The following is a 24,335-nucleotide window of genomic DNA, read 5'->3' on the forward strand; positions in this document are numbered from 1 at the left end:
AGAGTAAAAGAGAGGCGGTGGCCGGGTCAGCAGAAATCCTCGGTAATGTACACCTTGTCGTCCGCTGCAACCGCCACGCCCACTCCTTCACTGTCATAAGTTGCAGTAAGGATATTTTTCCGGTGCCCCGGGCTGTTCATCCAGCCGGTAACGGTGGACTGCGCGATCTCCTCCGGGGTGCTCCATGCGTAAGAATAAACGCCGTTTGTATCGGTCACCAAGGTGTAGAGGTTATTCTGGAAGATGTTCTCCGCAATCCCGTAGGTATAGTACGAGCCATAATTCTTGACGCAATAGATCCCGCTCGCGTTCCCCCGGGCAGTCGGGTCTTCCCCGGCCGGGTCAATGTGCGAGAAATAATTGTTCGTGGCCATGTCCGTGCTGTGGTTGAGCGCGAGTGCGGCAAGCGCCGGGTCGTACGAGAGTGCAGCAAGCCCGTTTTGTGCCCGCTGTTCGTTAATGAGATCGTGGATCCGGCTGGCGAGCGACGAACCCTGGACCGGGTTTGGGTCATCGGAGACCCGGGCAGTCACCAGGGGAAACGGGGGGGTGGCAGTTGCCGTTGCAATCGTCTCTGACGGTATGGCCGGAGCAGGAGAAAGTGTTGGCGTTGCGGCTGATGTGGAAACTACCGTCACCAGCGGGGTGGTGTTGGGCGTTATTGTGGTCAGGGCAAGAGTAGTCGTGGCCGCAGGAAGAGCAGGAGACGGTGTTGAGGAGAGAGTCACGTTCTCACCTGCCTGCTGGAGACATCCGCCCATGAGGACAAAGACGATGATGAGAAGGACAATCACCGCGAGTACAACCGCAATCCGGAAGTACGGGTGCTTCCAGAACGGGACGCGCCCGGGTTTTTTGTCCGCGGGCTTTGCTGCGTACCCACCGCCGTACGCGCTCGTGCCTCCGGCCCCGTACCGGATGCCAACACCCGGCGCCGGGGTCTTTTTCCACACCGCAAGCCCGGCACAATCGTGGTTGGGCGGGAGCCGGTGCTCGTCACAGAAATTTTTCCCGCAGTACTGGCAGTGGAACGGGAGCGAAACATTCTTTCCGCAAAAGTCACAGCGCGGCATTGCTCTTTCTCTCTCTTTCCCAGTATGTCATAAGGGCTCCGGTAGGGAGATAAATCGGGGGGACCGGACCTACCCTTTTCCCAATTCCCTTCTCCGACGGAGAGTGGCTGGAGACGGATCCACGCCCGGACGGTTCCAGCGGACAGGGTGCCAACACATTCCACGATTATTTGTTTAAACCGTTATTTTCTCAAAATAGTCGTTTTAATCAGGATTAGACCGTGCAATTTAGCGGCGTTTTTTTCGCCGCGAAAAAGGAAACGAGGGATTGGCATGGCACCCCCCGGAAAGGGGCAGGAAACGCGGTTATTGGCCGAAAATAACAAGGGTTGCCGGACAGGAAAACCGGGACCGGTTTTTCCTCAGAAATTCCACGATCTGTTAGTAGAGGGGGGCCTGTGTCACAAAGAGAGGCACCCGGGAGCGTGAGATCCCCTCATTTATGGCTTTTCAATCGTGAGGCCAATGTAATTACGAGGTGGGGGTCCCGGCCACGTCCCCTCTCCATGCCGTGCGGGGCTGGACTCGTGATGCACCCTGCGTAAAGCGGAGATAACCGGGGGAGAGTTTCACGTATGAAAAAATTGCCGGGGTTTTTTTTCTTTAAAACAGGATCTCTTCTCTTTTGTACCGGATCTTAGGTGCAGGCTTGTCAGCCGCATACCCGATCGGACAGAGCATCACCGGGGTGAGGTGCGCCGGGATGTTGAGGATCCGCGAATATCCCTTCGGGTCAAACCCACCCATCGGGCAGGAATCAAAGCCCAGCGACTTTGCGCCATTGAGCGCGTTCCCGAGCGCAAGGTACGTCTGCGCCTGCGACCACGCGGCCCGCTGCTCATCAGTCATGCTTTTCGCAAACATCGCCGCCATCCCGGTCACCCTTCCGGTAATGTCATCGGGAACATGGTTCTTTTTCATAAGCGCCCCAAGCCGTTTTACCAGGGAATCATAATCGGAGGCGGCGCAGAATACAAGAAGGTGCGAACAGGTTGTCACCTGCTCCTGGTTGTTCGAGACCTTCAAAAGTTCTTCTTTTGTTTTCTGGTCGGTTACGATCTTAATCTTCCAGGGCTGGAGATTCAGGGCCGATGGCGCAAACCGCACAAGGTCAATGAGTTCCTCTACCTTTTTTTCGGGGATCTTCTTTTTGTCAAACTTCTTTGTCGCATACCGCTGCATGACACAATCTGCTAACTGCATTCTTCTCACCACGGTTTTCCTGATCGTTTCCTTCACGGTCCGGGTGTAATACGTTTCTCCCTAGTGTGCCCACAGGATCTTTTGTGAAAAAAGGGTGCCAGCCGGGGAATTGCCTTATCCCTTCCGGCGCCTGAATATTCCAGCATATGGGACGTTATAACCGGGGAGATGTTATCCTTGCCCCGGTACCGTTTGCAGAGCAGCACGGGAAAAAGACCCGGCCTGCCGTAGTCCTGTCCGCACCGGAGGAGGGCGATCTCCTCATCTGCCCGGTCAGCAGCAGGCCACCTTCCGATACCCCGTGCGTCCCTATCGGGCTTGACGATTTTGCCATTGGGGGCCTTGATCTTTTTACCGAGAGTTATGTCCTGACTGCAAAAGCCGGTACGCTCCCGGTCCGGGACGTAATTGCGCTCAAGGGCCGGCTTGTGGCTGAAGCGGTGGATACCATTGGCGCTCAGGTGCGGGCTCCAGGGGAACTGTTCCCGCAGGACTTCCCGCGCAGAAGATCGCGTTCCCGCCGCTGAAACGACGCGGAAGTTCCCACTCCTCTCCAAAAAAAGTTTCCGGTTATTCGCCGATTGCAACCAGCATCTCTTCCAGCGACGGGTACCGGGACTCGATCCGTTCCACCCGACCCCCGGCTGCTGCGATCGCAGCCGAGCAGGCATTGAGTTCTGTCATGTCCCCGGCCTCGCAGGCAAGTCCCCGCTCATCAAGGTGGTAGGGAATCGTGTGGTGATCGAGCCGGGACGGATCGGGATGGGCAAACCAGATCGTGTACGTGATCGAGCCGAACTGTTCGCGCAGCTCGTCCATTGTCCCGAGCGCCATCACCTTCCCGCGCCGGAGGATCATCACCCTGTCGCAGATCTCCTCTACCTGGTACAGGTTGTGGGCCGAGAGCACGATGGTCCGGCCCTCACCCTTGAGCTTTTTCAGGTACCCGGAGATAAACCGGGAGGTCATGGGATCAAGGCCGCTTGCCGGTTCGTCATACACGAGAAACTTCGGATTGTGAATAAGGGAGCGGGCAATTGCCACCTTGCGCTTCATACCCTTGCTCATCTCGCCCAGTTTCTTCCCACCGGTCTCAAGTGACAGGGCCGCAAAGAGCCGGCGGGTGCGGAGCACAATCTCCTCTTTTTCTATCCCGTAGATTTCGCCGAAGAACGAGAGGTAGTCTTCCGCGGTCATGGTCTCATAGAGCCGGGACTCCTCGGGCAGGTAGCCCAGCGTCTCCTTGAGCGCTACCGGGTCATGTACCACATCGATCCCGTTGACCACGAGGCTTCCGGATGTGGGGGCAACAAGGCCGGAAACAATTTTCAGAAGCGTGGTCTTACCAGCCCCGTTGTGCCCCACGATCCCGAAGATGCCGGCGCCGGGAAAAGAGAAACTCACATCGTCAAGTGCGGTAAAGCCATCGTAGCGCTTGATAAGGTGGTCCGCGGCAATCACGGCAGGTACTCCGGGGGGCTTTGATGTACTGTGGAGGGAACGGGAACATATACATTGGGATGGGTGCAGGCCAAAAAACACCGGAGTGTCATCAACGATCAGTATTTGAGCCCTGTTCCCACACCTATTGGCTATCGATATACGGGGCCGGCCATGAGTGCAGCGCGGGACATTGCGATCATCGCACGCTGGGAAGTAAAAAAGACCTTCTCGGTCATGTCCCGCAATGTCCTGCCGGTCGCGATTGTCCTTTTTGTGCTCCTTGTTTTTGTAACCGGCTTTGCCGCAGAGAGCGGGCTCCACATCCAGGACGGGATGTACCGGATCGGCGTGGATGATCCGAAAGTCGCCGCACTCTTTACCTCCGATACCCGGTTTACGGTATACCAGGATACCGACGCCGATCTTATCCGGGACCGGGGAACCTACGACATTGTCATAGTCCGGGGAGGGGTCTTTGCAAGCGCCACACAGAAAGGCCAGTCGGCCGAGAACGCCCTTGCACGGGACTATGCGCAATACAAGAACAGCGTGTACGCCGGTGAAAGCGATCTTTTTGCCGCGTACCCGCTCTGGATCGATACCGAATCGGTGGAAAGCGAGATCAACTTCTCTACACCCCAGAACGGACAGTACATACCGGTGCCTCCCGGGCCGGGTGCACCGGTGCCGCAGGGCCCGGTCGAGAACATCCCCACGCCCTCACCCACGCTCGGCATTACGCAGGACGAGCTCCGGCAGCAGATTGCTATATCCTCGCAGGAGAACTCGCCGGTATCGCGGTACACGGATGTGCTCTCCCCGAACAGTGCTGCCATGGGATCGTTTGTCACCCCCGACCAGCTCTCTCCCCCGCTGCCTTTTGACTCGATCATCCTTGTCTTTGTCTTCATCTTCCCGCTGTACTTTTCTTCGCAGTTTTTCATGATGAGCATCATGAACGAGAGAATAGAGCGCCAGGGCGAGCCCCTCCTCTCCATGCCGGTGAAGACTTCTTCGATCATTCTCGGAAAGATGCTCCCGTACTTCCTTGCGATGCTTGCGATCTGCACCGTGATCACGCTCTACATCCATGCTTCGCTGCTTGTCCTCCTCCCGCTCATTCCCATCATCGTCTTCTTTCTCGCAAACGCTCTCATCATCGGGATGCTGGCCCGGAGTTTCCGGGAGCTCTCGTTTGTCTCCATCTTCTTTTCCACAGTCGCGACCTCGTACCTGTTCTTTCCCTCCATCTTTGCAAACGTCCACGTAATCAGCCTGGTCTCCCCACTCACGCTGATTGTGCTCACCGTCCAGGGGACCGCGTGGACAGTAGCAGACTATGTCTATGCCACGTCCCTTTTCTGGCTGACCGCTGCCGTGCTCTTTGCGATTGCAGCCAAAAACTTCAATGAAGAGCGGCTTTTTTCCGAGAAAAAATTCCTGCCCCGGATCCGTGAGTTCCTCTCAGGGATCCTCCCGGAAAAGCATCCCTTTGCGGCGCTCTTTGTGCTTGCCCTTATCTCGATCCCGTTTGTCTTCATGGCCCAGATGATGGGCCTTGTGGTTTTTTTCAACCTGCCCATGCCGTACTCGCTTATCTCCCTCCTCGTGCTTGCGGCACTCATCGAAGAGATGGCAAAGGCGGCCGGGATCTACACGCTCTTTGTGCGCGATCCGTCATTTTTCTCGTGGAAGAACCTGGTCCTTGCCTCTGCTGCCACGGCTATCGGCTTTTTGGTGGGAGAAAAACTTCTTCTCTTTGCCACGCTTGCCCAGATCTCCGAGTCGATATTCGGGAGCGTCCTCTTTTTGTCGCTTGGGTCGCTCTGGATGCCGCTCCTCCTCCATTTTGCCTGCGTTCTTATCGTTGCCTCCTCGCTCAAACTCGGGGGGAAAAAGGCGCTTGTGCCCGGCCTCTTTGCCGCAACCCTCCTGCACTGCTGCTATAACCTGTACGTCCTGGGGTGGTTCCATTGAAGGGCCGGCACATTGCGGTCATCGCAAAGAAGGAATTCCGGGGGCTCGCGTCAGAGAAAACAATCCTCTTAGCCATCCTGCTCCAGGTTTTTATCGCGCTCTTCTCGTCATTCCTCATGGTTGGGCTCACCGCAATGTACGACCCGGTCTCGCTCTCGCGCTACTCCCATTTCCGGTATGATATCGCGTATGCCGGAAACGAGAGTCCGCTGCTTGGGTATCTGGAGGGGAGCAACGATCTCCGGGTGCACCGGATGGACCTCTCGACCGCAGTCGAGCTCCTCAAGGAGCGCCGGCTCTCCGCGGTAGTGTACGTGCCGGATACAGCACCCGGTTCCGACGACCCGGTCAAGATCACGCTATACACACTGACCGACGATCTGCAGGGTGCAGTTGTCGATGTGCGGCTCAAGTCGGTCCTGTTGCAGTACGAGGGCGACCTGCGCACGATCCGGGCCGGCCGGCTCGATGTGACGCCGATCCCGCTCCAGGTCCCGGCGTCCGCTGGCAGCGGGGACTTCTACGGGTTTGTGTACGGTCTCCTGGTCCCGCTGCTGGTCTTTTTGCCGGGCATCCTCTCTGCCGCGCTCGTGATCGATCTTATCACTGAGGAATACCAGCACGGGACACTAGAGACACTCATCTCAACGCCGGTCACGTTTGCCGAGATGGTCTGGGGTAAGGTGCTGATCTGCGCCATCCTTGTCCCGGTTCAGGCCGGGGCATGGATCCTTCTCCTCTCGCTCAACCGGATCGCGATTGCGGATCCCCTGCTGATCCTGCTCCACGTTACGTTCGCGTCCCTGCTCCTGATCCTGATCGCTGCGTGCTGCGCTCTTTATTACCGTGAGCGTACCGCTGCGCAGTTCGTCTTCTCAACGGCACTCGTGGTGATCCTGCTACTCGTGCTCGCCCTGCCCTACAACCCGCTCAATCTCGTGGCCCGGATAGCCGTCGGGACCGCAGGAGCAGAGCAGTGGATTGTCCTTGGTGCGGTCATGGCAGCAGTCCTTGCTCTTGGATATGTGATGCAGAAATATGCAGGCCGGATCGGTGGGCGCAGCGCAGGAGAGGAGGGACAGGGGCCCGGATAAAAAAAGTTAGGAGTGATCGAGGGAGGAGTACGTGGAACTGTAGGGGTTTGCTGATCCAACGTCCTGGTCATAGACCAGGTAGACCTTGCCGCCCATGGTGATGTGCACCTGGGCATGATCAACGCCGTCGAGTGAGCCCGGGAGGGTGATCGATGCATCTCCGGATATCTGGCCGAGGTCGTTGGCGTTGGTGAGCTTCTGGTCCTCCACCGTTCCATCGGCACGGGTGACCGTGAGATCGATGACCTGGGCCGAGCTCATCCCAGGGCCATTATTGCACAGGAGGGTGATCTTGCCGGTCGGGCGGTCCTTGGTGACCGTGAAGTACACCGTCTGGCTTGCCGGGAGCGGGACAACTGTTTCTACCGTGGTCGGTACCGGGGTTGCAGTCATAACGGGAGTTGTCGGGGCTGCAGTTGTTTCGGGCGTAGAAACCGGCTGGATCTCGGCCTGGGTCGGACTCGTGCACCCGGCAAAGAGCGTAAAGAAGAGTACCGCACAACAGGCGGCCATAATTATTGCGTATCGCATGAATAACGCTTTCTTATGGGACCTATTTCTGGTTTGTGCCCGGGTATTTTTTATACGGTACCGGACCGCCCGGAATCCGGGACATTTTCTCTAAAAGCCAAAAATAAGAACAGATAAATTAAAAAGGACACCCGGATTAACTTTACCTATCAGGAGTATGAGGAATGTTCTGTCCAAAATGTGGGAAGGAGACTGACGCTTCCGGACAATTCTGCCAGTGGTGTGGAGCACCCATCGATGCGGCTCCCCCGGCAGCCGTGGCCTCCGCAGAACCCGAGGAAACCGCCGAGATCGGAATCTACGCCGGCCTCGGGCGCAGGTTTGTTGCATTCATTGTCGACATCATCCTTATTGCCCTCTTTGGCATTATCGCGGTTGCATTCTTCAACCAGACAAACGGGATTATGTATCTCTATTATCTCGTAGTCGACCATGCACCGATCTCCACCCTTACCGAGTCGGGAGCACCGATTGCAGCCCTCGGGCCCATCGCCGCTGCAGTAGGTCTCCTAGTGATCGTTGTTCCCTGGCTTTATTATGCCGGTTTTGAGTCGACACGGGGACAAGCCACCCCGGGTAAGGTTCTCATGAGTCTCCAGGTGACCGATCTCGAAGGCAACCGGATCTCCTTTGGCCGTGCAACACTCCGGTTCTTTGCCAAGTTTATCTCGATCCTGATCATTTTTATCGGGTTTATCATGATCGGGCTCACGAAAAAGCGCCAGGGCCTCCACGACAAGATCGCCGGTACCCTCGTACTCCTTCAGGACTAACTTTTTTTATCCATTTTCTGAAAATTTTAAAAAAAATGGCAGATGCCTGCGGGCTGTTCTCTTCTCACCGGTATCGCAGCTTGATCCCGAGCAGGACAAGGATCAGGACAAGTGAGATGCCGTTTGCCGCGATGATGGGGAGAGCATCTGACCAGACCCCATACACGAACCAGAGGAAGACACCGGTTGCATAGAGCACAAGCATGGAAAGCGAGATGTCCCGGGTCTCCTTGAGTTTCCAGCTCCGGATCACCTGGGGGACATAGGCAACAGTAGTCAGTGCCCCGGCAACAAAGCCAAGGATTGTTATGGTATCCATAGTATCCGTATCCTCATTTCCGTAGGATATCTCTCCATTTATACCGGTGGGCACGCGGAGTGCGAAAGTGCCGGGTTCAGCCATGCCAGGTGTGGACAACGGGAAGAGGGAGGTTCATTCCCGAACCGTACCGGTCGCTTTGAAGAACGTGTAACAGAAGACGCCGTCCGGTTCGCAGGTCCGGTACAGGTCTGCAATTCCCCGCTCCAAGTCTTTCTGGGTCATCATGCCTTTCTCCAGTGCCGCATCCCGGATGCCCTCGACCATGGCAGTGAAGGTCTGTCGGGTAAATCCCTCCACGAGTGCCGGCCGCGAGGCATCGACATACACCATACGGGGCGAAACCTGCACATCACAAAACCCGGCAGAGGCAAGCAGGGGATAGAGTTCCCGGCCAACAAGCGCATTTCCCCCGGCCTCTTTCTGGAGATCTACCAGACACTGTATTGCCCGATGAGCTGCCGTACTTTCGGGGTGGAAATAGGCAGAGCCGTGATCGCCTTCGATCACAGTGACAGTCCCGCCAGGGCGGATCAGCGGGCGCAGGGATGCGAGAGCACATCCGGGATCAGGGAGGTGCTCAAGAACAAAGCATACAAAAACATGGTCAAACGTTTGTGGCGCAAACGGGAGGCTGAAGAGATTGCCGGCCCGAAAGGTCACGTTTGCGATCCCTTCAGACCGCACGCGTTCCTCCGCACGCACCAGGGACTCCAGGGAGATATCGATGGAGGTGATTGCCGCACCGGGACTGTTTTTGGCCAGGATCACAGTTTGGGCGCCGGTGCCACAACCGGCTTCGAGCACCCGGCTCCCGGGCGGGTACCGGGTATCGTGATGGAGGAGTGAGGTCAGGGTCCGGGCCTGGTCACCCAGTCTTTCTGCCTCCCGCTCCGAGTACCCGTGGACATACCCTCCTTTAGCCATATGCATATCCTCTCTTACGTAAGGTGCTGCGCCATCGGTATAAAAGCGCGGCGATCACGGGATGTTGAACCGCACCTGTTTGTAATGCGGGGGATAGAAGATCCGGCCGTATACCCGGAGCGGGTCAGAGAACACGAGCGCACCGTTCTCTTTTTCCACAGTCAAAAGGTAAGAGTGGTACCGCAGGCGTTTCAGTTCCGGCAGCGCAAGATACGGCGCAATCTCTGCGGCAGTGGTGCCCCGGTACTTCTGCCAGACCATGGATGCACCGCTACCCCTCCCCATCCGGTATTCCTTTACCTCCCATGCTTCGCCCCTGTCGTACAGGGCAAGCCAGCGGCGCGGGTCCGGCTGGGGCAGGACAAGCATCACATCCCGGAGCTCCGGTCGGGAGAGGCAAAACGCGATTGCCCGGACGAGCAGGAACACACAAAAGATCGCCATGTACGCCGCCATCCCTCCTGCAAAGGTGACCACTCCAAGCGCCATCCAGATCAAAAAGAAGAGGCTTAGGGCCATCAGGAGAAAGCTTGGGCCCGGCAGGACAAAGAGCGCGTACTTTTTGTCTGAATGAGGGGCCAGAAGCGGGATACCCGGGCTTGCAGGAAGGTCCATGGCAAGATGGAGGAATGCTCCGGTGAGCACTGCTGCGGCTCCGGCCGGGCCGAAGCCGAACGAAAGGGCCGGGGGTATGAGACCGGCAATGGTAGCGAGCACGATACCGGCATATGCGAGCGCGGACATGACAACGGCACCTGTAAGGCTGTGGGCGATCCCGCCGTGAATAAAAAGGTAGAGTGAGGGAGTGTTACGGGAGAAGAGGGAAAAAAGGACGTCGGCATCGATGATGACCGCACCGAGCACAAAAAAGGGCAGGAGATGCGGGAGACCGGCGGCGTACGCAAGGGCCGCGGCCACAAGCGCATGGGTAAGGGAGTCCACACCTTCTGTTGCCGGACCAGCTACAAAAGGCTGATCGATCCTGCATCCCGCCGCCGGCCCGGTACCCCGGAGCGGGTGTGGGCATAACCAGGCGATTCATTGAGCTAACCACGCGGTTACATCAGCGGAAACTACTCAAATACCCAGGCAACAATGGATCAAGGCAACACGGGGGAGAAGAGGGATATGACCACACCAGCAGGAATACCGGCCCGGATCGGGAAATTTGCCGGGATCGTCTGCCTTGTTGTACTCTGCATCGGTGCGATCCTTACGGCCGGGTGCATGGAAAGCGCCCAGGCCGGTATTGCGACCAGCTCTGCATCTCCTGCAGCCGATGCTGCTGCAGCCCTTTCTTCCTGCACCCGGACGCTACCGGGATCGCTCGATCTCGATCCCATTGCCGGCACATGGAGGAGCCCGGGACAGGCGAACCAGTTCCGGATCACATTTGGCCTGGACGGGACAACCCAGGAGACCTTTTCCAATCAGCCCGGGGTGAGCTTCAACGGGACCTGGGTAGAGGCCGGAGACAACCAGTACATCGTAACCCGTGATACAGGGGTAAAGAGCGTCTGGATCTATGCGCCGGATGCAAATACGATCACCAAAAAGACGGCCTCGGGGATCACGTACTCACTCTACCAGGGAACGAACAGCGCTGGATCGGTCTCCTTTGCCGGGAACGGGACAACGGTGGTCCCCTTTACGGTGACAAGCCCCGGCCTTTGGGTGTTTACCCTTGACCACACAGGAGGGGGCAACTATATTGTCTGGATCACGGACAGCGCAGGATGCCGGGTTGCGCTCCTTGCAAACGCGATCGGGACCGGCACTGTGACCGATACCGAGAAACTGGGCGCAGGAAAGTATTACCTTGATGTGACCGCGGGCGGCCCCTGGACAGTTGCAGGCATGGTCTCATCCTGACCAGGCCGTTTTTTTGATTTTGTGCCACCCGGGGGCATTTTCTTGTGTGCAGGGTCTTTTTTGCACGCGGATAACAGTACGGCCGCCCCGTAACTCTTCAAGAAGCAAAATACAGGAGAAAAACGAGGCCAGGGCCGAGATTTGAACCCGGGTCGAGGGATCCACAGCCCCTTAGGATAACCAGACTACCCTACCCTGGCAGATGTTCCTGTTAACTTGGTTGTGGACTCTGATTAATTTAACTCCCTGCTGCACCGCGTGGACAGGGAGGATACGGGTCTGCCGCCGGTTGCCTTGTGGCAAGGGTCAGGGAGCGATGATTAATAGGGTAAGGCATCCATTAAGATAACAGGTGGCCCTGACAGGATTAGCGTAGGAACGGGGAAGCGGCATCTCAGGCCGCACCACGAACGGTTTTTGATATCCTGTAATCCAGGGCGCGTGTGCATAAGGGAGGTTTGGGGTATGTCAGACCCGAAGATCAGGACGCCGATCGTGTGCGTCATGGGACATGTGGATCACGGGAAAACCTCACTTCTCGACCGGATCCGCGGGTCATCGGTCGTTGCCTCGGAAGCAGGTGCGATCACCCAGCACATTGGCGCTACAATCGTCCCCATCGAGGCGATCCGGAAGATGAGCGGATCGATGGAGAAGATCCCCATCAACATCCCCGGCCTGCTCTTTATCGATACGCCGGGGCACCACGCGTTTACCACACTTAGGGCCCGGGGAGGGGCGCTTGCCGACATGGCGATCCTGGTCGTGGACATCAGCCAGGGGTTCCAGCCCCAGACCATTGAGGCCCTGCAGATCCTGCGGAACTGCAAGACGCCGTTTGTGATCGCTGCCACCAAGGTGGACCGGATCCATGGCTGGCGGATCAACAAGGACGAATCGTTTTTGTCCAGTTTTGGCAAGCAGAACGAACGGGTGAAGACCGATATCGAGACCAAGACCTACGAGATCGTTGGCAAACTCTCCGATCTCGGGTTCTCCGCGGACCGGTACGACCGGGTCTCGGATTTCCAGCGCAACCTTGCAATTGTTCCCGTAAGCGCCCACACGGGCGAGGGGATCGCGGACCTCCTCATGATCATGATCGGGCTTGCCCAGCGGTACATGGGCGAGGAGCTCAAACTTTCTGCAGAGGGACCAGGCGAGGGGACCGTGCTCGAGGTAAAAGAAGAGCGGGGCCTGGGGACAACGCTTGATGTGATCCTGTACAACGGCACGCTCTCGGTCGGTGACGAGATCGCGATGGCCAGCCAGGATGACGTGGTGACCACCAAGGTCAGATCGCTTTTGAAACCCCGACCCATGAAGGAGATCCTCATCGAGGACCGGTTCGAGCGCGTAAAGTCGGTTGTGGCGGCGTCCGGGATCAAGGTTTCGGCCCCGGGCCTTGAAAAAGTGATTGCCGGTTCGCCGCTCTTTGTGACCCGGGGGAACATGGACGAGCTCGCCGCCAGGATCCGAAAGGAGATGCAGGAGATCCATGTGAACCTTGCCGAAGAGGGGATCGTGATCAAGGCGGATACAATCGGGGCACTCGAAGCGCTCTGCAAAGAGCTGGAGTCAAAAGAGATCAAAGTGATGCGGGCACAGGTTGGCCCGGTAAGCCGGCACGACCTGATCGACACCGAGACCATCAAGAACCCGACATTCCGCGTGCTCCTGTCCTTCAATACCCCGATCCTTCCCGACGCGGCGGATATGATAAAAGACCCGCTCTACACGCAGGTGAAGGTCTTCTCAGGCCAGGTGATCTACCAGCTCATCGATCAGTACGTGGCATGGCGCGACGAGCAGAAACGGATCGCGGAGAAGGCGCAATTCGAGCACGTGATGATGCCGGCAAAAATCCGGTTGCTGCCGGACTGCGTGTTCCGGCAGAGCAACCCGGCCGTGGTCGGGGTGCGCGTGCTGGGCGGGAAGCTCCGTGCGGATGTGGACCTGGTAAAGACTGACGGGAAAAAGATCGGGCACCTCAAGACCATGCAGCTCCGGCAGGAATCGATTAAGGAGGCGGACGCAGGCCTTGAGGTGGCAATCTCGATTGAAGGGGCAACCGTAGGACGGCAGCTCAACGTGGGAGACGATCTCCTGGTGGACCTGCCCGAGCGCCACGTGAAGGTGCTTGAACGTGAGATGCTCAAGAACCTCAACATCAGCACGCAGGAAGTGCTCGCGGAATTTGTTGCGATCCGGCGCAAGGCCGAGCCGTTCTGGGGTAAGTGAGAGAAGCGCTCAGGGTCAGCTGGCGGCGCCGAGCTTGCGGGTCTGGGAGACGCGAGGGTTTAATAGCGTACTGGTATAATTAAATGGGTACTTCACGTGCACAGGCGTACGTTACGCCTAAGGGCCGGAGAGTGAACGGGAATGCCAATCGGTTGCGTCCCGGGATGACCAATACGGAGAATCAAGCATGGTTGAATTAAAAGTCGTAGTATCAGACCCGAAGACCGGTCGCGCATACAATGTCGATGCCAGCACCGGAGCGGCAGGAGCAGTCGTGGGCAAGAAGATCGGGGATGAAGTGGACGCCGGCCCCCTCGGGCTTGCCGGTTACAAGATCCTGATCACCGGGGGCTCGGACCAGACCGGGACACCGGCACGAAAGAGCCTGCCGGGCGCAGGGCGGAGGAAACTCCTGCTTGCAGAGGGCGTAGGGTTCCACCCCGTGATGGAAGGCGAGCGCAAGAGAAAGATGATCCGCGCCCACCAGATCACCCCCGAGTTTGTGCAGGTCAACGCACGCGTGACCGCGTACGGCGAAAAGACCCTCGACGAGCTCTTCCCCAAGGTCGAAGGCGCCGAGAAGAAAGAGAAGACCAAAGAGAGAAAGGTCCGGAAGTAACGTTCCCGGGCAAAAATACTTTTTTCGCGCTTCGCTGTTTTTCCGGTTTCTGTTCTGTGGTGCACGTTTCTGATACGTGTGCGTGTCGCGGTTCTTTGGGAACATCCCGCAACAGAATCCGACCGCATTTTTGAGTGCAAAATCCATTTCACTCAACGCCAAGACTATTTCATACCAAAACAATTTCCCTGTATGTCAATCAAGACCAAGTGTCCGAAAGGACTGAGATACAGCTGCTGCGGCTGCTGGTTCCGGAGCTTTTGCCCGTATTCCAACTGTGGATAACTGCATGAACACAGCCGGCGCCTGAGCCGGATGAGGAGGGGGTACCCATTCCCCAGCGGGACGGCACGAAAGAGCCTGGCGGGCGCGGGGCGTAGGGTTCCATCCTGTGATAGAAGGCGAGCGCAAGAGAAAGATGATCCGCGCCTACCAGATCACCCCCGAGTTCGTGCAGGTCAACGCCCGCGTGACCGCGTACGGCGAAAAGACCCTTGACGAGCTCTTCCCCAATGTCGAAGGCGCCGAGAAGAGAAAGAAAACCAAAGAGAGAAAGGTCCAGGAGTATGTTTCCCGGGCAAAAATACTTTTTTCGCGCTTCGTTGTTTTTGTTTCTTGAAGTTCCAGGGATCATTTCCAGTACGCGTGCGTATCGATTTGCGCTCCGCTCTTCTCCACAAATACTGGCCGGCAGGGTGTACCCCGCGGATCGAAAGGGGGGTGGGTGGGGGGCACCCCCCCCTCCACCGGATCAGTGTGGCTCTTCCATTCTGCGCGGGAAAAAGCGGGCCGTTCGCGTTGAGTTGCCGACGGAAGGATGTGGGCCGGACAGATGCCGTACCAAGGGGGTACCCCCCATGAGCTAAAAAACAGTCGGGGGGAGGGTGACCCCCACCCCCCTCCCCCAATAGCGCGGATCCCGGAAGGGAAACGGGAGACAAAACTGCACAGAGGGGCTCAGGGAGTTCACAAGCAGCACGCGAAGCCCCACGAGCGACCAGCGAGGTTTGTGGTGCGGATGGGATGGGGATTGATGCGATCAAAGCGGAGTTGTTGCCGCAGATGCTATATGTGGGGGTGGAGTGATGAAGGCAAGAAAAGATCCCCCACAAAATAAACAATATTTCTCGCTCCCGGGGATCCATTCGGCCAAATTGCTATTCCATGAACGAGACGGACCACCTTCATATTTGGGATTATCTGTTTGTTTATTTGAGTTCATTTGTAGATTGTACAATGCTAGGGCTATCCACATAACAAAAAGATTGTGGAGGGACAAAACGCTCGAACGTGTTGTATGGATTTATTGGTTCTTCGAATGTCTCCAACTCATCAATCGGAATCGCATAGCCGGTTTCTTTACCAGAAAAGTAATTAAAGAATTCTGACTCGCTTAGTCCAGAAAACTCACGGAACTGCTCCCAAAGGAAATCCGGTGAGCCCTGCACAATTTTCCCGGGGTGGAAACAAGCAACAATTTTCTTCATAGGAGATGAGGAGTAAATATAAACGGTTTTACTATTGGAATCATTGAAGATCTTCTTTCGAAATTCGTAATGCTTGGTCCCCTCCAAGATAGCTTGGACATACTTAGGTTTGATGGAAAGCAAAACACCGGTCAATTCCACAAACTCCCAAATCTAAAAAATATGTTTCGTCTATACCTATTTAAGTACCGCGTAGGAGAAGTGAAAATAAACATCCCGCTATCTTACTATAGCACTCTAAAAGATCCCAATGCGTTATATTCATCAGTTTGTAGAAAGGTATATGGGAGATTTATAATATATATTTAAAAAGATCGATTGGTTGTGTCGGCGATCTCGATGAAATTATTGTTGGATACTAATATTATTTTACACCGTGAAGGGAAAAATCCCATCAATCCAGATATTGGGAAATTATTTTCCTGGATCGACCGGCTAGGTTATCAAAAATGTGTACACCAGATTACTGTTGATGAAATAAAAAAAATTCAAGATCAAAAAGTCCGTACCGCTTTTTTGGTGAAACTGGAAAGTTATCACATCCTTCCTACTGTTGCACCAATTCATACCGATGTAAAAAAAGTATCCGATCATTGGGATACCAAATCCAATGATTTAAACGATACTCTACTTCTAAATGAAGTCTATGCAGGTCGAGTTGATCTTCTACTAACGGAAGATAAGAAAATTCATAAAAAAGCCAGTGATCTGGGGATTAATGGCAAGATCTTTACCATTGATTCATTATTAGAGAAATTAACGTCAGAAAATCCCGATTTTGTAGATTATAAGGTTCTAGCCATAAAAAAAGAGTTCTTTGGGAACATAGATATCACAGATGAATTTTTTAATAGTCTGCGAGAGGATTATTCGGATTTTAATGAGTGGTTTAATCGGAAATCTGACGAAATCGCGTATGTTTGTATGTTGGAGAAAAAAGTCCTGGCCTTTCTCTACATGAAGGTTGAAACCGAAAAAGAGTCCTATAGCGATATTACACCGATATTTAAACCAAATAAACGGTTGAAAATTGGTACCTTCAAAGTGAAACTAAATGGCTATATTTTGGGAGAGCGCTTCCTAAAAATTATATTTGATAATGCGTTACACCAGTCCGTCAAAGAAATCTATGTTACAATTTTCCCCAAACGCCCCGAGCAAGAAAGGCTCATTCAGTTACTTACTGATTTTGGATTCACACCTCATGGAATTAAAACATCTAAATACGGTGAGGAACTGGTATATGTCAGGGATTTTTCACCTAAAGTATCCCTCAATACTCCTAAAACAACATATCCCTACCTATCTAAAAACGCAAGAAAATTTATTGTTCCAATTTATCCGGCCTATCACACGAGCCTACTTCCTGACTCCATTCTTCAAAGAGAATCTCCAGCGGATTTTATTGAAAATGAACCTCACAGAAATGCTATCTCCAAAGTTTATATTTCGCGGTCCTATCGCAAAGATTTGCAATCCGGTGATGTAATTATTTTTTACAGAACTGGTGGATACCATCAATCAGTAATCACGACTATTGGAATCGTGGAAAACGTCCATAAAAATATTCAAAGTTTAGAGGATTTTGTTTGGATTTGCAGAAAAAGGAGCGTGTTTTCTGCAAATGAGTTGAAAGAGCAGTGGGATAAATACCCAACCATTCGGCCATTCGTAGTAAATTTTCTCTATGCGTATTCATTCCCTAAACGACTCACTTTGCAACGCCTTATTCAGTTGGGAATTATTACCGATATTCATTCTGCACCTCGGGGATTTGAACTAATCTCTGAAGAGGCATTCGAAAAGATAGTTTTGGAGACAGGAACCGATGGCCATATTATTATCAATTAAGCCAGTATACGTCAAAAAAATTTTTTCCGGTGAAAAAACCGTCGAATTTCGAAAGGCGAAACCTAACTATCCCCCAAGCGTGATTTTTATTTATGAAGGATCCCCCACAAAAAAAATTGTAGGGTGGTTCACTGTAAAAAAAATATTTTCCGGAACCCCAAATGAGATTTGGGCGAGATATGGTACAGTCGGTGGAATTTCGAAAAAGATGTTTTTTGAATATTGCTCTGACAGCAAACAAATTTTCGCCTTCGAAATTGATAAAAAAAGCCGATTCCCCAATCCAATAGATCCTTTGAAAATTGATCCCAATTTTTCACCTCCCCAAAATTTCTCTTATCGAAATTATCCCTTGGCACAGTCTGGTGTTAACGAGCAAATGGAGTTAGACCATGTCTGAATATCGACTTGATCGGATTCTTCAGGATGATGAGATTCGTCAATTAAATGACTTATTATCTCCAAAATTTTCGGCAGATTATCCGAATTTTGAAATTTGGTTAAAAAGTGTTCAGACGGAAATGTCCAATGGTAAAAGGCGCTTTGCGATAGGGATCTGGAAAGAAAAATTGATTGCCACTTCGATTATCAAATTAACGGCCAGTGGTGTTGCAGAATTAAAAAGTTTTTTTGTCGATCCGGATTTTATCCATCAGAGATACAGTAATGACTTATATTCTGAAGTGGAAAACCAGTGTCGTAAATCTGGTACGACTCGAATCATTTCTTATCTCTATATCGATAACAAGGAAATGATTGAATTTTTAATTTCCAAAGGATTTTTAATTTCAGGTAAAGATGATCTCTACGGTAATGGGCGGGAATCCTATATCCTATCAAAGGCCTTAATGCCAGAATATTTTGGGGATCCTTTCGATTGGGAAAATTTGGGAGGATGGTATCTCAGTATTGTTCTTAAGGCTGCGAAAATTGAGGATCATCCGGTTGTAAGCGATCGCGCTTTTGATAGACATATGAAAATTGATTTTAATAATTGTTCATTAGATGCTCTTGTTGAAATTAAAGATGAAAAAGTTGACTTCGATCCAATTATGGTTTTACATCAATGCTGTTCAACCTCTAAGTACCATTTTCCAATATTTGTGGCACGTTCGTTTTCTAAACGGGCAGAAAAATATGCAAGAGAGAATGGCGTGCTGATATTTTCATCTAAAGATATCGCAAAGATCCTTGGTAACCTACCTCCTGTTTTCTGCGATGGTCCCATCAAGGGTATGGTTGTCTCAATTAAACCAGAATACCTTAAACGACTTCTTCAAAAGAAGCGCCCTCTTTATTATGTTAAAGGCGGGCCCATAGGGAAGAAATTACAAAAAGGTCAAACTCTGGTTTTTTACTCACTTGATCCTGAAAAAGCAGTCACTGCCCTTGGTGAAATCCAATCTGTTCATATCGACACTCCGCAAAAAATCTGGAATCGCTTTGGTAAACATTTGGCCTTTTCAGAGCAGGAGTATTTCCGATTTGCATCCATCAAACAAAACATAGTCGCAATTGAATTGAGTAAAATCACGCCCATCGCCCCGATAAAAGAATCCGAGTTAGACGCAATAATCCCTAAAAAAGATAGAAGTGGATCTTATCTCTCCGACAAAACGCTTAAAAAAATATTAAAGTATGCAAATTTGCAGCATTCCATCTAAATGACGACAGGTTGCTGCCGTCATGGAGAATTTCAAATTTTAGATCTTCAAAAGAGACAGCCATTATAATCTGGTTTTTCTTGCCAGATATGCCGCCTTGCGTGCCAGCTCGCGACCCTCGGGCGTATCGTAGCGTGCCGGGTTTTCCATATACCGGTAAAATTCCCGGGCGTCCTCACCTTAAAGGACAAGCCCCACTTCTATTGGTCGAGCCATGTTATCTCTCTGCTATAATGCGAACTCAAATCTAATTTTATGTCCGATACCTGAGTTTATTTTCCTGCAATCATGTAAAGATATTCTATCCGATCGGAACTTTCAACAAACAGCAAATTTTTTCACTCCGCGTGAAACACCCCCTCTAGGCAATACACCGTCATCTTCTCCACCGTCCCCTCATCTTCGCACCGGCTATGAAGGTCGCAGGCCGGGCACATCATCCGGCCCAGGTCCTTCTTGTCCACGTTGAGCGTACCCTTCTGCTCGTGAAGATCGTAGAGCAGCTTAAGATACTTGCCCTCTGCAATCCGTGGGATCGCGTCTTTCTCTTTGAGGCCCTTCCACTCGTACAGCCGCCGGGCACCTTTGGCCGAATTGCACGGCCTGCAGACCCGGATAGCGTTGTCGGGGATGTCCGGGCCGCCACAACATCGGGGGAGGATGTGTTCGGTAGTGAGCGGACCGCCCGCTGCCCCGCAGTAGATGCATGCACCCGGATTCTCGTGCTCGTGCAGCCATTCCCGGATCGTGGACGACCACACGATCTCTCCGTCACGGAGCTTCACAAACCGGCTCATCTGGAAGGCCCGGGCATTTGAAAGCCCGGCGGATTTCGAGATCAGCTTTGCGTACTGCCAGAAGATCTGGTCACGGATCGTTTTTACAGCAGAGGGAGGCATAGTTATTTTTCTGTCATGGTGGCGGCCCGATAAAGATATCGGAGGACAGTTCTAGCCGGAAGGGTGCCGGACTACCACTGGGGGCGGATCGAACAAAACTGTGATCTTCAACTCCCGAGCTCATTTTTACATGAGACCCCACGACACCAGCTCAGTGCAAACAACTATTATCACTTACGAAATACCTAATGTCAGTGCCATTATGCCAACCAAACGAATCCATAACCCCGTAACCGGAAAATATTATCAACTGCGGCAGCGTTCGAGCGTGAACGGTGAAGCAGGACAGATCAAGGGGTTGTGGAGCCCAAAGAAAAAAGCAAGGAGATAACGTTGACGTACGTCGGCAGCCGATGGTGTATTGATACCAATACACTCGTCCCCTGGCTGATCACTGACTCCGGAGTCCTTGCGCTTCTTATCAAAAAATACCAAATCCCCTCCGATTTTCGCGATATCTATCTGAACCGGCATAAGCCTTCCATTGATTTCATCCAGGGAATTATCGATCTGAGATCAAAGGGATTGCCGGATGAATTTTATTTTTCATACCTCGCGATGAATGAAGTCTACTCTGCCGTCCGCGACGAAATCCGGAGCATCCTGTTATTCAGGAACGGTACCCCGCTTTCCCGCTGGAACGAAGAGAAGAATGCCATCGATCTTCCGGAAGACTCCATGGAGTCCGTATACGAAGATATTGAAAACAGATTCGATGTATTGTTCGGGAACGGCTCAATCTTCCCCTTGTCCGACGAACCAGAAGAAGATGGCGATAACTTTTCTGAAATTGTCGCCTCTCTGATCTTTAAATTCAAGAGGGTAAAGACGCAGGACGCGATTCTACTTGCAACCGCCATCTCAATCAAAGCCAATTATTTCGTGACATTCGATCAAAGACTGGTGACGGAGGTATCAAAGGCACTCGCTGACAAATACCGGCTTGTGCTCATTTCCCCAAAAGAGGGGAATGCCCGACTTAAAAAAATCGGGAAACAAAACAAATAATCCGTTCTGTTAGGGCATATTCCTGTTGATGAGATGGCAGGACACCGGACCTCAGCCCCGGATTATCCTCAATCCTTAATACCTTAAAGAGGAGACAGGAACGTAACTGACCCAGGTAATGACCATGGCACTCTGCACAGTCCGGGAAAAAGGTGACTGCCTCATCGTCACCCTGCCCGTTTCTCTCGATCACGTGGAAGCCATGGCCCTGGAAAAGGAGCTCCGGGAATATGTTGCACGCGAACCAAAGGCACTCCTCTGCGACATGTCCGGATCAGAATATATATCGAGCTCGGGGCTCCGGGTGTTCCTTGCCATCGGGAAAAAGGCAAAAGAATCCCATGTCCACTTCGGTGTCTTTGCGCTCACGAAATTTGTCGACCATATCATTTCCATGACCGGGTTTACACAGATTATTGCCATCTACGATACCGAAGAGGCAGCAGTCCGGGCAGTATCCCGGCTCTAAAAAGCGTCCGGCTCCTGTAATAAAAAAAATCGTAACGTTCCCGGCATCACACGGTTGCCGAGACCGTGACCTTGCCGTACGATGCGCTTGTGTTATCGATCGCAAGCTGCTGGCCGTTCTTGTAAATGCTCACGCTCAGCGGGTGAGTGGCGGTGCTGTCGGTCTTCTGGAAGGTGGCAGTGATCGTGCCGGTCGCGTTTGCCACGGTATAGACCTTCGAGCCCGAACCGGAGACCGTCATGATCCCGTCACCCGAATTGTACGTACCGTTGAAGCCCCCGATGTAGCTCACGCTGATCGAAACGCCGGTTGAGGAGACGACTGCAGGAGTACTGGTCGCTATAACCACCGGTGTCGAAGATGTGACAACTGCATGTGTCCCGGTTGCTGCAAGAGTGCCGGTCGGGGTCGGTGTAAGCGGGACCATATCGGAGGAGGAATGCCCCGATGACGACCCGCCGGAGAAATAGAGAACTGCGGCACCGGCCACGATCACAACGCCGATGATTGTGGCAACAAAAAGCCACGGGATCTCGGCAGACCTCCGCCGCCGGCCACCATGTATTCGCGCCTGCATACCTACCGGTAGCACGTTGGATTATATTGCTTTTCCGGCAATACTGGCGGGAAAATCCAAACAGCCGGGATAAAAATCACGAAAAAATAAACCGTGCCACGAATGGGTTTATCCTTTTTTCAGTGCGGCAATGAGGACCTCGCGCAGATCCTCGTACGGCACGCCGTATTTTTTGGCAAGGAGCACGAGCGCTGCCGGGGGGAGCAGGTTCCCGCCAAACTGCTCCCGGATCACCGCGTTCATCTCGCTTGCCACCTCGGTCTCGGGTACATTCCGGGCTTTGGTGATCCGGCCAATCAGCTCCTGCGTCGGATCGTGAGCCTCGAATACCGTCGAGCCCGGCCTAAAGCCCATCGGGATGGTCTCGGTGGCCGGGTCAAAAAGGATCGTGTAGACTCCGTTCTCCTGCCGGAGCAGGCCGGACTCCTCGGCACGCTTGAGCAGCACGGTCGCCTGTTCGGTGCTCATCCACTTGCGGTCGAGCGCATAATAGTACACGAGCTCGTTCTTGCGCAGGGCATCTTTCCGCGTGTGCCTGAACGGTGCGGCGACCGTGATCCGGAGTGTCAATTCGGTTTACCAAGGAGGATACTTTTCATGTCCATGGCATCAAGACCCTCGCCCGAGTCCTGCCGTGCGATATCGATATCGGTGCAGTTGCCCCGGTCGGTGAGCCGGACATAGAAGATATCGTTTGCGAGCGGTACCTTCCCGCTCCCGCGAAGAGCAAGGGCGAGGACCGATATTCTGAGATCGGCCGCTTCAGTGATCACACCGGGTCGCAGGATATCGGGAGTGATGTCACCGAATTCCGCACGGTTGGTCGCGATCTCGACTTTTACCTTGACCCGGATGAGTTCCTTTCCTGTGGTCTTGGTGGACTCCTGCCCGCTCAGATCCGAGACGTACTGCAGGGTTTCCGGAAATGTCATTCCCATCGCAAACGAGAGATCCACCCGCTGCGGGTAACGATAATAGATCCTTCGCATAATTACACTATGGGAGAGCCTAATCTAAAAAACAATTGCTGCGCCCTTAACCGGTTAAAAAACCTGCAGCGGCAAAACAAGGCCTTAATGGCCATCGAAAAAAGATCGGGGATGTATTTTCCCCGCACTTATGCGAGTAACACCGCGTTGATGATGCCGTCCTGACCGGGGCGGCTCATGATCCGGGCGCGTCCGATCTCAGTCCGGATGATAGCGCCCTTGGTGAGCAGGTTCCGCCGGACATAGTTCGGGTTTGCGCCGTTCTCTTCAACATTCTCGATCTTTACTTTCTTGGTCTCGCCGTTTGCGAGGTTGGTGACGTTTGCAAACTGCGCACGCATGGACCGGATCTTGGTGTTCCCGCCCGTGGTCCGGACCAGTTTTGACCGGTCCTCGCCGATATGGGTGTCTGCCGGTGCAAGCCCGATCTCAAATCTCCGCTTTCCTTGGGCCGGGCGGCGCCTGCCACCAGTGACCTTCCGTATGGATTCTCCCTGCCAGAGCATGGTGTTACTTCCTTTCAGATCTTTTCCCGGGACCTATTGAACCGTTCCCGGAAATGGTGCTCTATATGTTCCCTCCGGAGTTATTTATACTATTTCCCTTTCGTACCGGGCCGGTCACGCGAGGATTGCGTCGAGAAGCTGCGCCACGTTCTCCCCGGTCTTCATGTTGGTCTTAAAGACCGGCATCTTCGGATTGTACCGGTGGATGTCGGACTCCATCCGGCCAAGGTTTGCACCCACGAGCGGGGCAAGGTCAACCTTGTTGATGACGCCAATTGTGCAGTCCCGGAACATCATCGGGTGCTTGTTGACCACATCATCGCCTTCGGTCGAGCTTACGATCACGATCCTTTTTTCTGCGCCGAGCCGGAAGTCTGTAGGGCAGACCATGTTCCCCACGTTCTCGATAAAGAGGACATCGATCGTGTCGAGCGGGAGGTGATCGATCGCGTGCTCCACCAGATGAGCGTCCAGGTGGCATTCCTTGCCGGTGTTTGCATTGTATGCGGGGATCCCGGTGGCTACGATCCGCTGGAAATCGTCATCGCCGTACACGTCGCCGGCAATGGCGCCGGCCCGCAGGCCGCGTTCCTTTAAGAGCGGGACAAGGCGCTCGATAAGCGCGGTCTTTCCCGAGCCGATTGCCCCCAGCAGATCAAATGCCCGGATACCGTGCTCTTTAAGGTGCCGTGCGTTCTCATCGGCAATCGAGTTGTTGACGTCGTATACATCCTTTTCCATCCTGACGTCGATGTGGTGCATACCTTTAGTTTTTGAGCGGACAGTGTTTATACCTTGACCCCCATACTTTTT

Annotated in this window: 26 protein-coding genes, 1 tRNA gene and 1 pseudogene; 13 read left to right on the forward strand and 15 right to left on the reverse strand. The window is 53.5% G+C overall.

Annotated elements, in window-relative coordinates; all coding sequences use genetic code 11:
- Window positions 1–26: 26 nt before the first annotated feature.
- On the reverse strand, window positions 27–1,073 hold the full coding sequence (locus MBOO_RS13235) for a CAP domain-containing protein (protein ID WP_012107856.1): 1,047 nt from the start codon (window positions 1,071–1,073) through the stop codon (window positions 27–29).
- A gap of 603 nt (window positions 1,074–1,676) precedes the next feature.
- A complete protein-coding gene (locus MBOO_RS11925; RefSeq protein WP_012107857.1) occupies window positions 1,677–2,276 on the reverse strand; it encodes a nitroreductase family protein in 600 nt (199 codons plus the stop codon).
- A gap of 146 nt (window positions 2,277–2,422) precedes the next feature.
- Here MBOO_RS11925 and MBOO_RS11930 point away from each other — a divergent pair, with 146 nt between their 5' ends.
- Window positions 2,423–2,803 carry a type II toxin-antitoxin system PemK/MazF family toxin gene (locus MBOO_RS11930; RefSeq protein WP_012107858.1) on the forward strand — a complete coding sequence of 127 codons (381 nt, stop codon included), beginning with the start codon at window positions 2,423–2,425 and terminating at the stop codon, window positions 2,801–2,803.
- Between the two features lie 43 nt (window positions 2,804–2,846).
- Here the strand turns inward: MBOO_RS11930 and MBOO_RS11935 are convergent, their stop codons facing one another.
- On the reverse strand, window positions 2,847–3,737 hold the full coding sequence (locus MBOO_RS11935) for an ABC transporter ATP-binding protein (RefSeq protein ID WP_012107859.1): 891 nt from the start codon (window positions 3,735–3,737) through the stop codon (window positions 2,847–2,849).
- 153 nt (window positions 3,738–3,890) lie between these two features.
- Between MBOO_RS11935 and MBOO_RS11940 the strand changes: the two genes are divergently transcribed.
- Window positions 3,891–5,696, forward strand: coding sequence for an ABC transporter permease (locus tag MBOO_RS11940; protein ID WP_012107860.1), 1,806 nt, complete (start codon window positions 3,891–3,893; stop codon window positions 5,694–5,696).
- Window positions 5,693–6,790: an ABC transporter permease gene (locus MBOO_RS11945; RefSeq protein ID WP_012107861.1), complete on the forward strand. Its 1,098-nt coding sequence runs from the start codon at window positions 5,693–5,695 to the stop codon at window positions 6,788–6,790. The genes MBOO_RS11940 and MBOO_RS11945 overlap by 4 nt, the downstream gene beginning before the upstream one ends.
- A gap of 6 nt (window positions 6,791–6,796) precedes the next feature.
- Here MBOO_RS11945 and MBOO_RS11950 read toward each other — a convergent pair whose 3' ends face one another.
- Window positions 6,797–7,321, reverse strand: a complete 525-nt coding sequence (locus tag MBOO_RS11950; protein WP_012107862.1) for a hypothetical protein — start codon at window positions 7,319–7,321, stop codon at window positions 6,797–6,799.
- 164 nt (window positions 7,322–7,485) lie between these two features.
- Between MBOO_RS11950 and MBOO_RS11960 the strand changes: the two genes are divergently transcribed.
- Window positions 7,486–8,094, forward strand: a complete 609-nt coding sequence (locus MBOO_RS11960) for an RDD family protein (protein ID WP_012107863.1) — start codon at window positions 7,486–7,488, stop codon at window positions 8,092–8,094.
- Between the two features lie 64 nt (window positions 8,095–8,158).
- On the opposite strand, the gene MBOO_RS11965 is transcribed toward MBOO_RS11960, so the two are convergent.
- The 3 genes from MBOO_RS11965 to MBOO_RS11975 all read right to left on the reverse strand — a co-directional run bounded on the left by MBOO_RS11965 (window position 8,159) and on the right by MBOO_RS11975 (window position 10,282).
- Window positions 8,159–8,413 (reverse strand): SemiSWEET family sugar transporter, encoded by a 255-nt coding sequence (locus MBOO_RS11965; RefSeq protein ID WP_048068769.1) that lies wholly within the window; start codon window positions 8,411–8,413, stop codon window positions 8,159–8,161.
- Window positions 8,414–8,527: 114 nt separating this feature from the next.
- Complete coding sequence (locus MBOO_RS11970; RefSeq protein WP_012107865.1) at window positions 8,528–9,340, reverse strand: methyltransferase domain-containing protein; 813 nt, start codon at window positions 9,338–9,340, stop codon at window positions 8,528–8,530.
- A 54-nt stretch (window positions 9,341–9,394) separates the two neighbouring features.
- A complete protein-coding gene (locus tag MBOO_RS11975) occupies window positions 9,395–10,282 on the reverse strand; it encodes a metal-dependent hydrolase (protein WP_012107866.1) in 888 nt (295 codons plus the stop codon).
- A 186-nt stretch (window positions 10,283–10,468) separates the two neighbouring features.
- Here MBOO_RS11975 and MBOO_RS11980 point away from each other — a divergent pair, with 186 nt between their 5' ends.
- Window positions 10,469–11,212, forward strand: a complete 744-nt coding sequence (locus MBOO_RS11980; RefSeq protein WP_012107867.1) for a hypothetical protein — start codon at window positions 10,469–10,471, stop codon at window positions 11,210–11,212.
- Window positions 11,213–11,338: 126 nt separating this feature from the next.
- Here the strand turns inward: MBOO_RS11980 and MBOO_RS11985 are convergent.
- Window positions 11,339–11,412 (reverse strand) — tRNA-His (locus MBOO_RS11985).
- Between the two features lie 265 nt (window positions 11,413–11,677).
- On the opposite strand from MBOO_RS11985, the gene infB reads away from it, so the two are divergent.
- The 3 genes and pseudogenes from infB to MBOO_RS12000 all read left to right on the forward strand — a co-directional run.
- A complete protein-coding gene (gene infB, locus MBOO_RS11990) occupies window positions 11,678–13,453 on the forward strand; it encodes a translation initiation factor IF-2 (protein ID WP_012107868.1) in 1,776 nt (591 codons plus the stop codon).
- A 187-nt stretch (window positions 13,454–13,640) separates the two neighbouring features.
- Window positions 13,641–14,072, forward strand: coding sequence for a 30S ribosomal protein S6e (locus tag MBOO_RS11995; protein WP_012107869.1), 432 nt, complete (start codon window positions 13,641–13,643; stop codon window positions 14,070–14,072).
- Between the two features lie 358 nt (window positions 14,073–14,430).
- Window positions 14,431–14,691: pseudogene (locus MBOO_RS12000) on the forward strand (S6e family ribosomal protein); the annotation flags it as partial.
- 589 nt (window positions 14,692–15,280) lie between these two features.
- On the opposite strand, the gene MBOO_RS12005 reads toward MBOO_RS12000, so the two are convergent.
- The gene (locus MBOO_RS12005) at window positions 15,281–15,559 is read right to left on the reverse strand and encodes a hypothetical protein (protein ID WP_232385611.1); all 279 of its coding nucleotides are present in this window, start codon (window positions 15,557–15,559) and stop codon (window positions 15,281–15,283) included.
- 324 nt (window positions 15,560–15,883) lie between these two features.
- Here MBOO_RS12005 and MBOO_RS12010 point away from each other — a divergent pair, with 324 nt between their 5' ends.
- From MBOO_RS12010 to MBOO_RS12020, 3 genes are read left to right on the forward strand one after another with little or no spacing between them, the layout of a single operon-like run.
- Entirely contained in the window at window positions 15,884–17,410 is a 1,527-nt protein-coding gene (locus tag MBOO_RS12010) for a PIN domain-containing protein (protein WP_198324435.1), read from the forward strand.
- A complete protein-coding gene (locus MBOO_RS12015; RefSeq protein ID WP_012107873.1) occupies window positions 17,388–17,810 on the forward strand; it encodes an ASCH domain-containing protein in 423 nt (140 codons plus the stop codon). Before MBOO_RS12010 ends, MBOO_RS12015 begins: the two co-directional genes overlap by 23 nt.
- Window positions 17,803–19,074: a GNAT family N-acetyltransferase gene (locus tag MBOO_RS12020; RefSeq protein WP_012107874.1), complete on the forward strand. Its 1,272-nt coding sequence runs from the start codon at window positions 17,803–17,805 to the stop codon at window positions 19,072–19,074. Before MBOO_RS12015 ends, MBOO_RS12020 begins: the two co-directional genes overlap by 8 nt.
- Before the next feature lie 338 nt (window positions 19,075–19,412).
- Here MBOO_RS12020 and MBOO_RS12025 read toward each other — a convergent pair whose 3' ends face one another.
- A complete protein-coding gene (locus MBOO_RS12025) occupies window positions 19,413–19,973 on the reverse strand; it encodes an HNH endonuclease (RefSeq protein WP_012107875.1) in 561 nt (186 codons plus the stop codon).
- Window positions 19,974–20,531: 558 nt separating this feature from the next.
- Here MBOO_RS12025 and MBOO_RS12030 point away from each other — a divergent pair.
- Window positions 20,532–20,981 carry a PIN domain-containing protein gene (locus tag MBOO_RS12030; protein WP_157677703.1) on the forward strand — a complete coding sequence of 150 codons (450 nt, stop codon included), beginning with the start codon at window positions 20,532–20,534 and terminating at the stop codon, window positions 20,979–20,981.
- Window positions 20,982–21,105: 124 nt separating this feature from the next.
- The gene (locus MBOO_RS12035) at window positions 21,106–21,450 is read left to right on the forward strand and encodes an STAS domain-containing protein (protein WP_012107877.1); all 345 of its coding nucleotides are present in this window, start codon (window positions 21,106–21,108) and stop codon (window positions 21,448–21,450) included.
- A gap of 46 nt (window positions 21,451–21,496) precedes the next feature.
- Here the strand turns inward: MBOO_RS12035 and MBOO_RS12040 are convergent, their stop codons facing one another.
- From MBOO_RS12040 to hypB, 5 genes are all read right to left on the reverse strand, one after another.
- A complete protein-coding gene (locus tag MBOO_RS12040; protein ID WP_012107878.1) occupies window positions 21,497–22,027 on the reverse strand; it encodes a hypothetical protein in 531 nt (176 codons plus the stop codon).
- 108 nt (window positions 22,028–22,135) lie between these two features.
- The gene (locus tag MBOO_RS12045; protein ID WP_012107879.1) at window positions 22,136–22,597 is read right to left on the reverse strand and encodes a DUF2240 family protein; all 462 of its coding nucleotides are present in this window, start codon (window positions 22,595–22,597) and stop codon (window positions 22,136–22,138) included.
- Window positions 22,594–23,016: a hypothetical protein gene (locus MBOO_RS12050; RefSeq protein ID WP_012107880.1), complete on the reverse strand. Its 423-nt coding sequence runs from the start codon at window positions 23,014–23,016 to the stop codon at window positions 22,594–22,596. The genes MBOO_RS12045 and MBOO_RS12050 overlap by 4 nt, the downstream gene beginning before the upstream one ends.
- Window positions 23,017–23,144: 128 nt before the next feature.
- Window positions 23,145–23,522, reverse strand: a complete 378-nt coding sequence (locus tag MBOO_RS12055; protein ID WP_012107881.1) for a 30S ribosomal protein S8e — start codon at window positions 23,520–23,522, stop codon at window positions 23,145–23,147.
- Window positions 23,523–23,636: 114 nt separating this feature from the next.
- On the reverse strand, window positions 23,637–24,284 hold the full coding sequence (gene hypB / locus MBOO_RS12060; RefSeq protein WP_012107882.1) for a hydrogenase nickel incorporation protein HypB: 648 nt from the start codon (window positions 24,282–24,284) through the stop codon (window positions 23,637–23,639).
- Between the last annotated feature and the right edge of the window lie 51 nt (window positions 24,285–24,335).

The sequence above is a fragment of the Methanoregula boonei 6A8 genome, from assembly GCF_000017625.1.
Taxonomy (GTDB): Archaea; Halobacteriota; Methanomicrobia; order Methanomicrobiales; family Methanospirillaceae; genus Methanoregula; species Methanoregula boonei.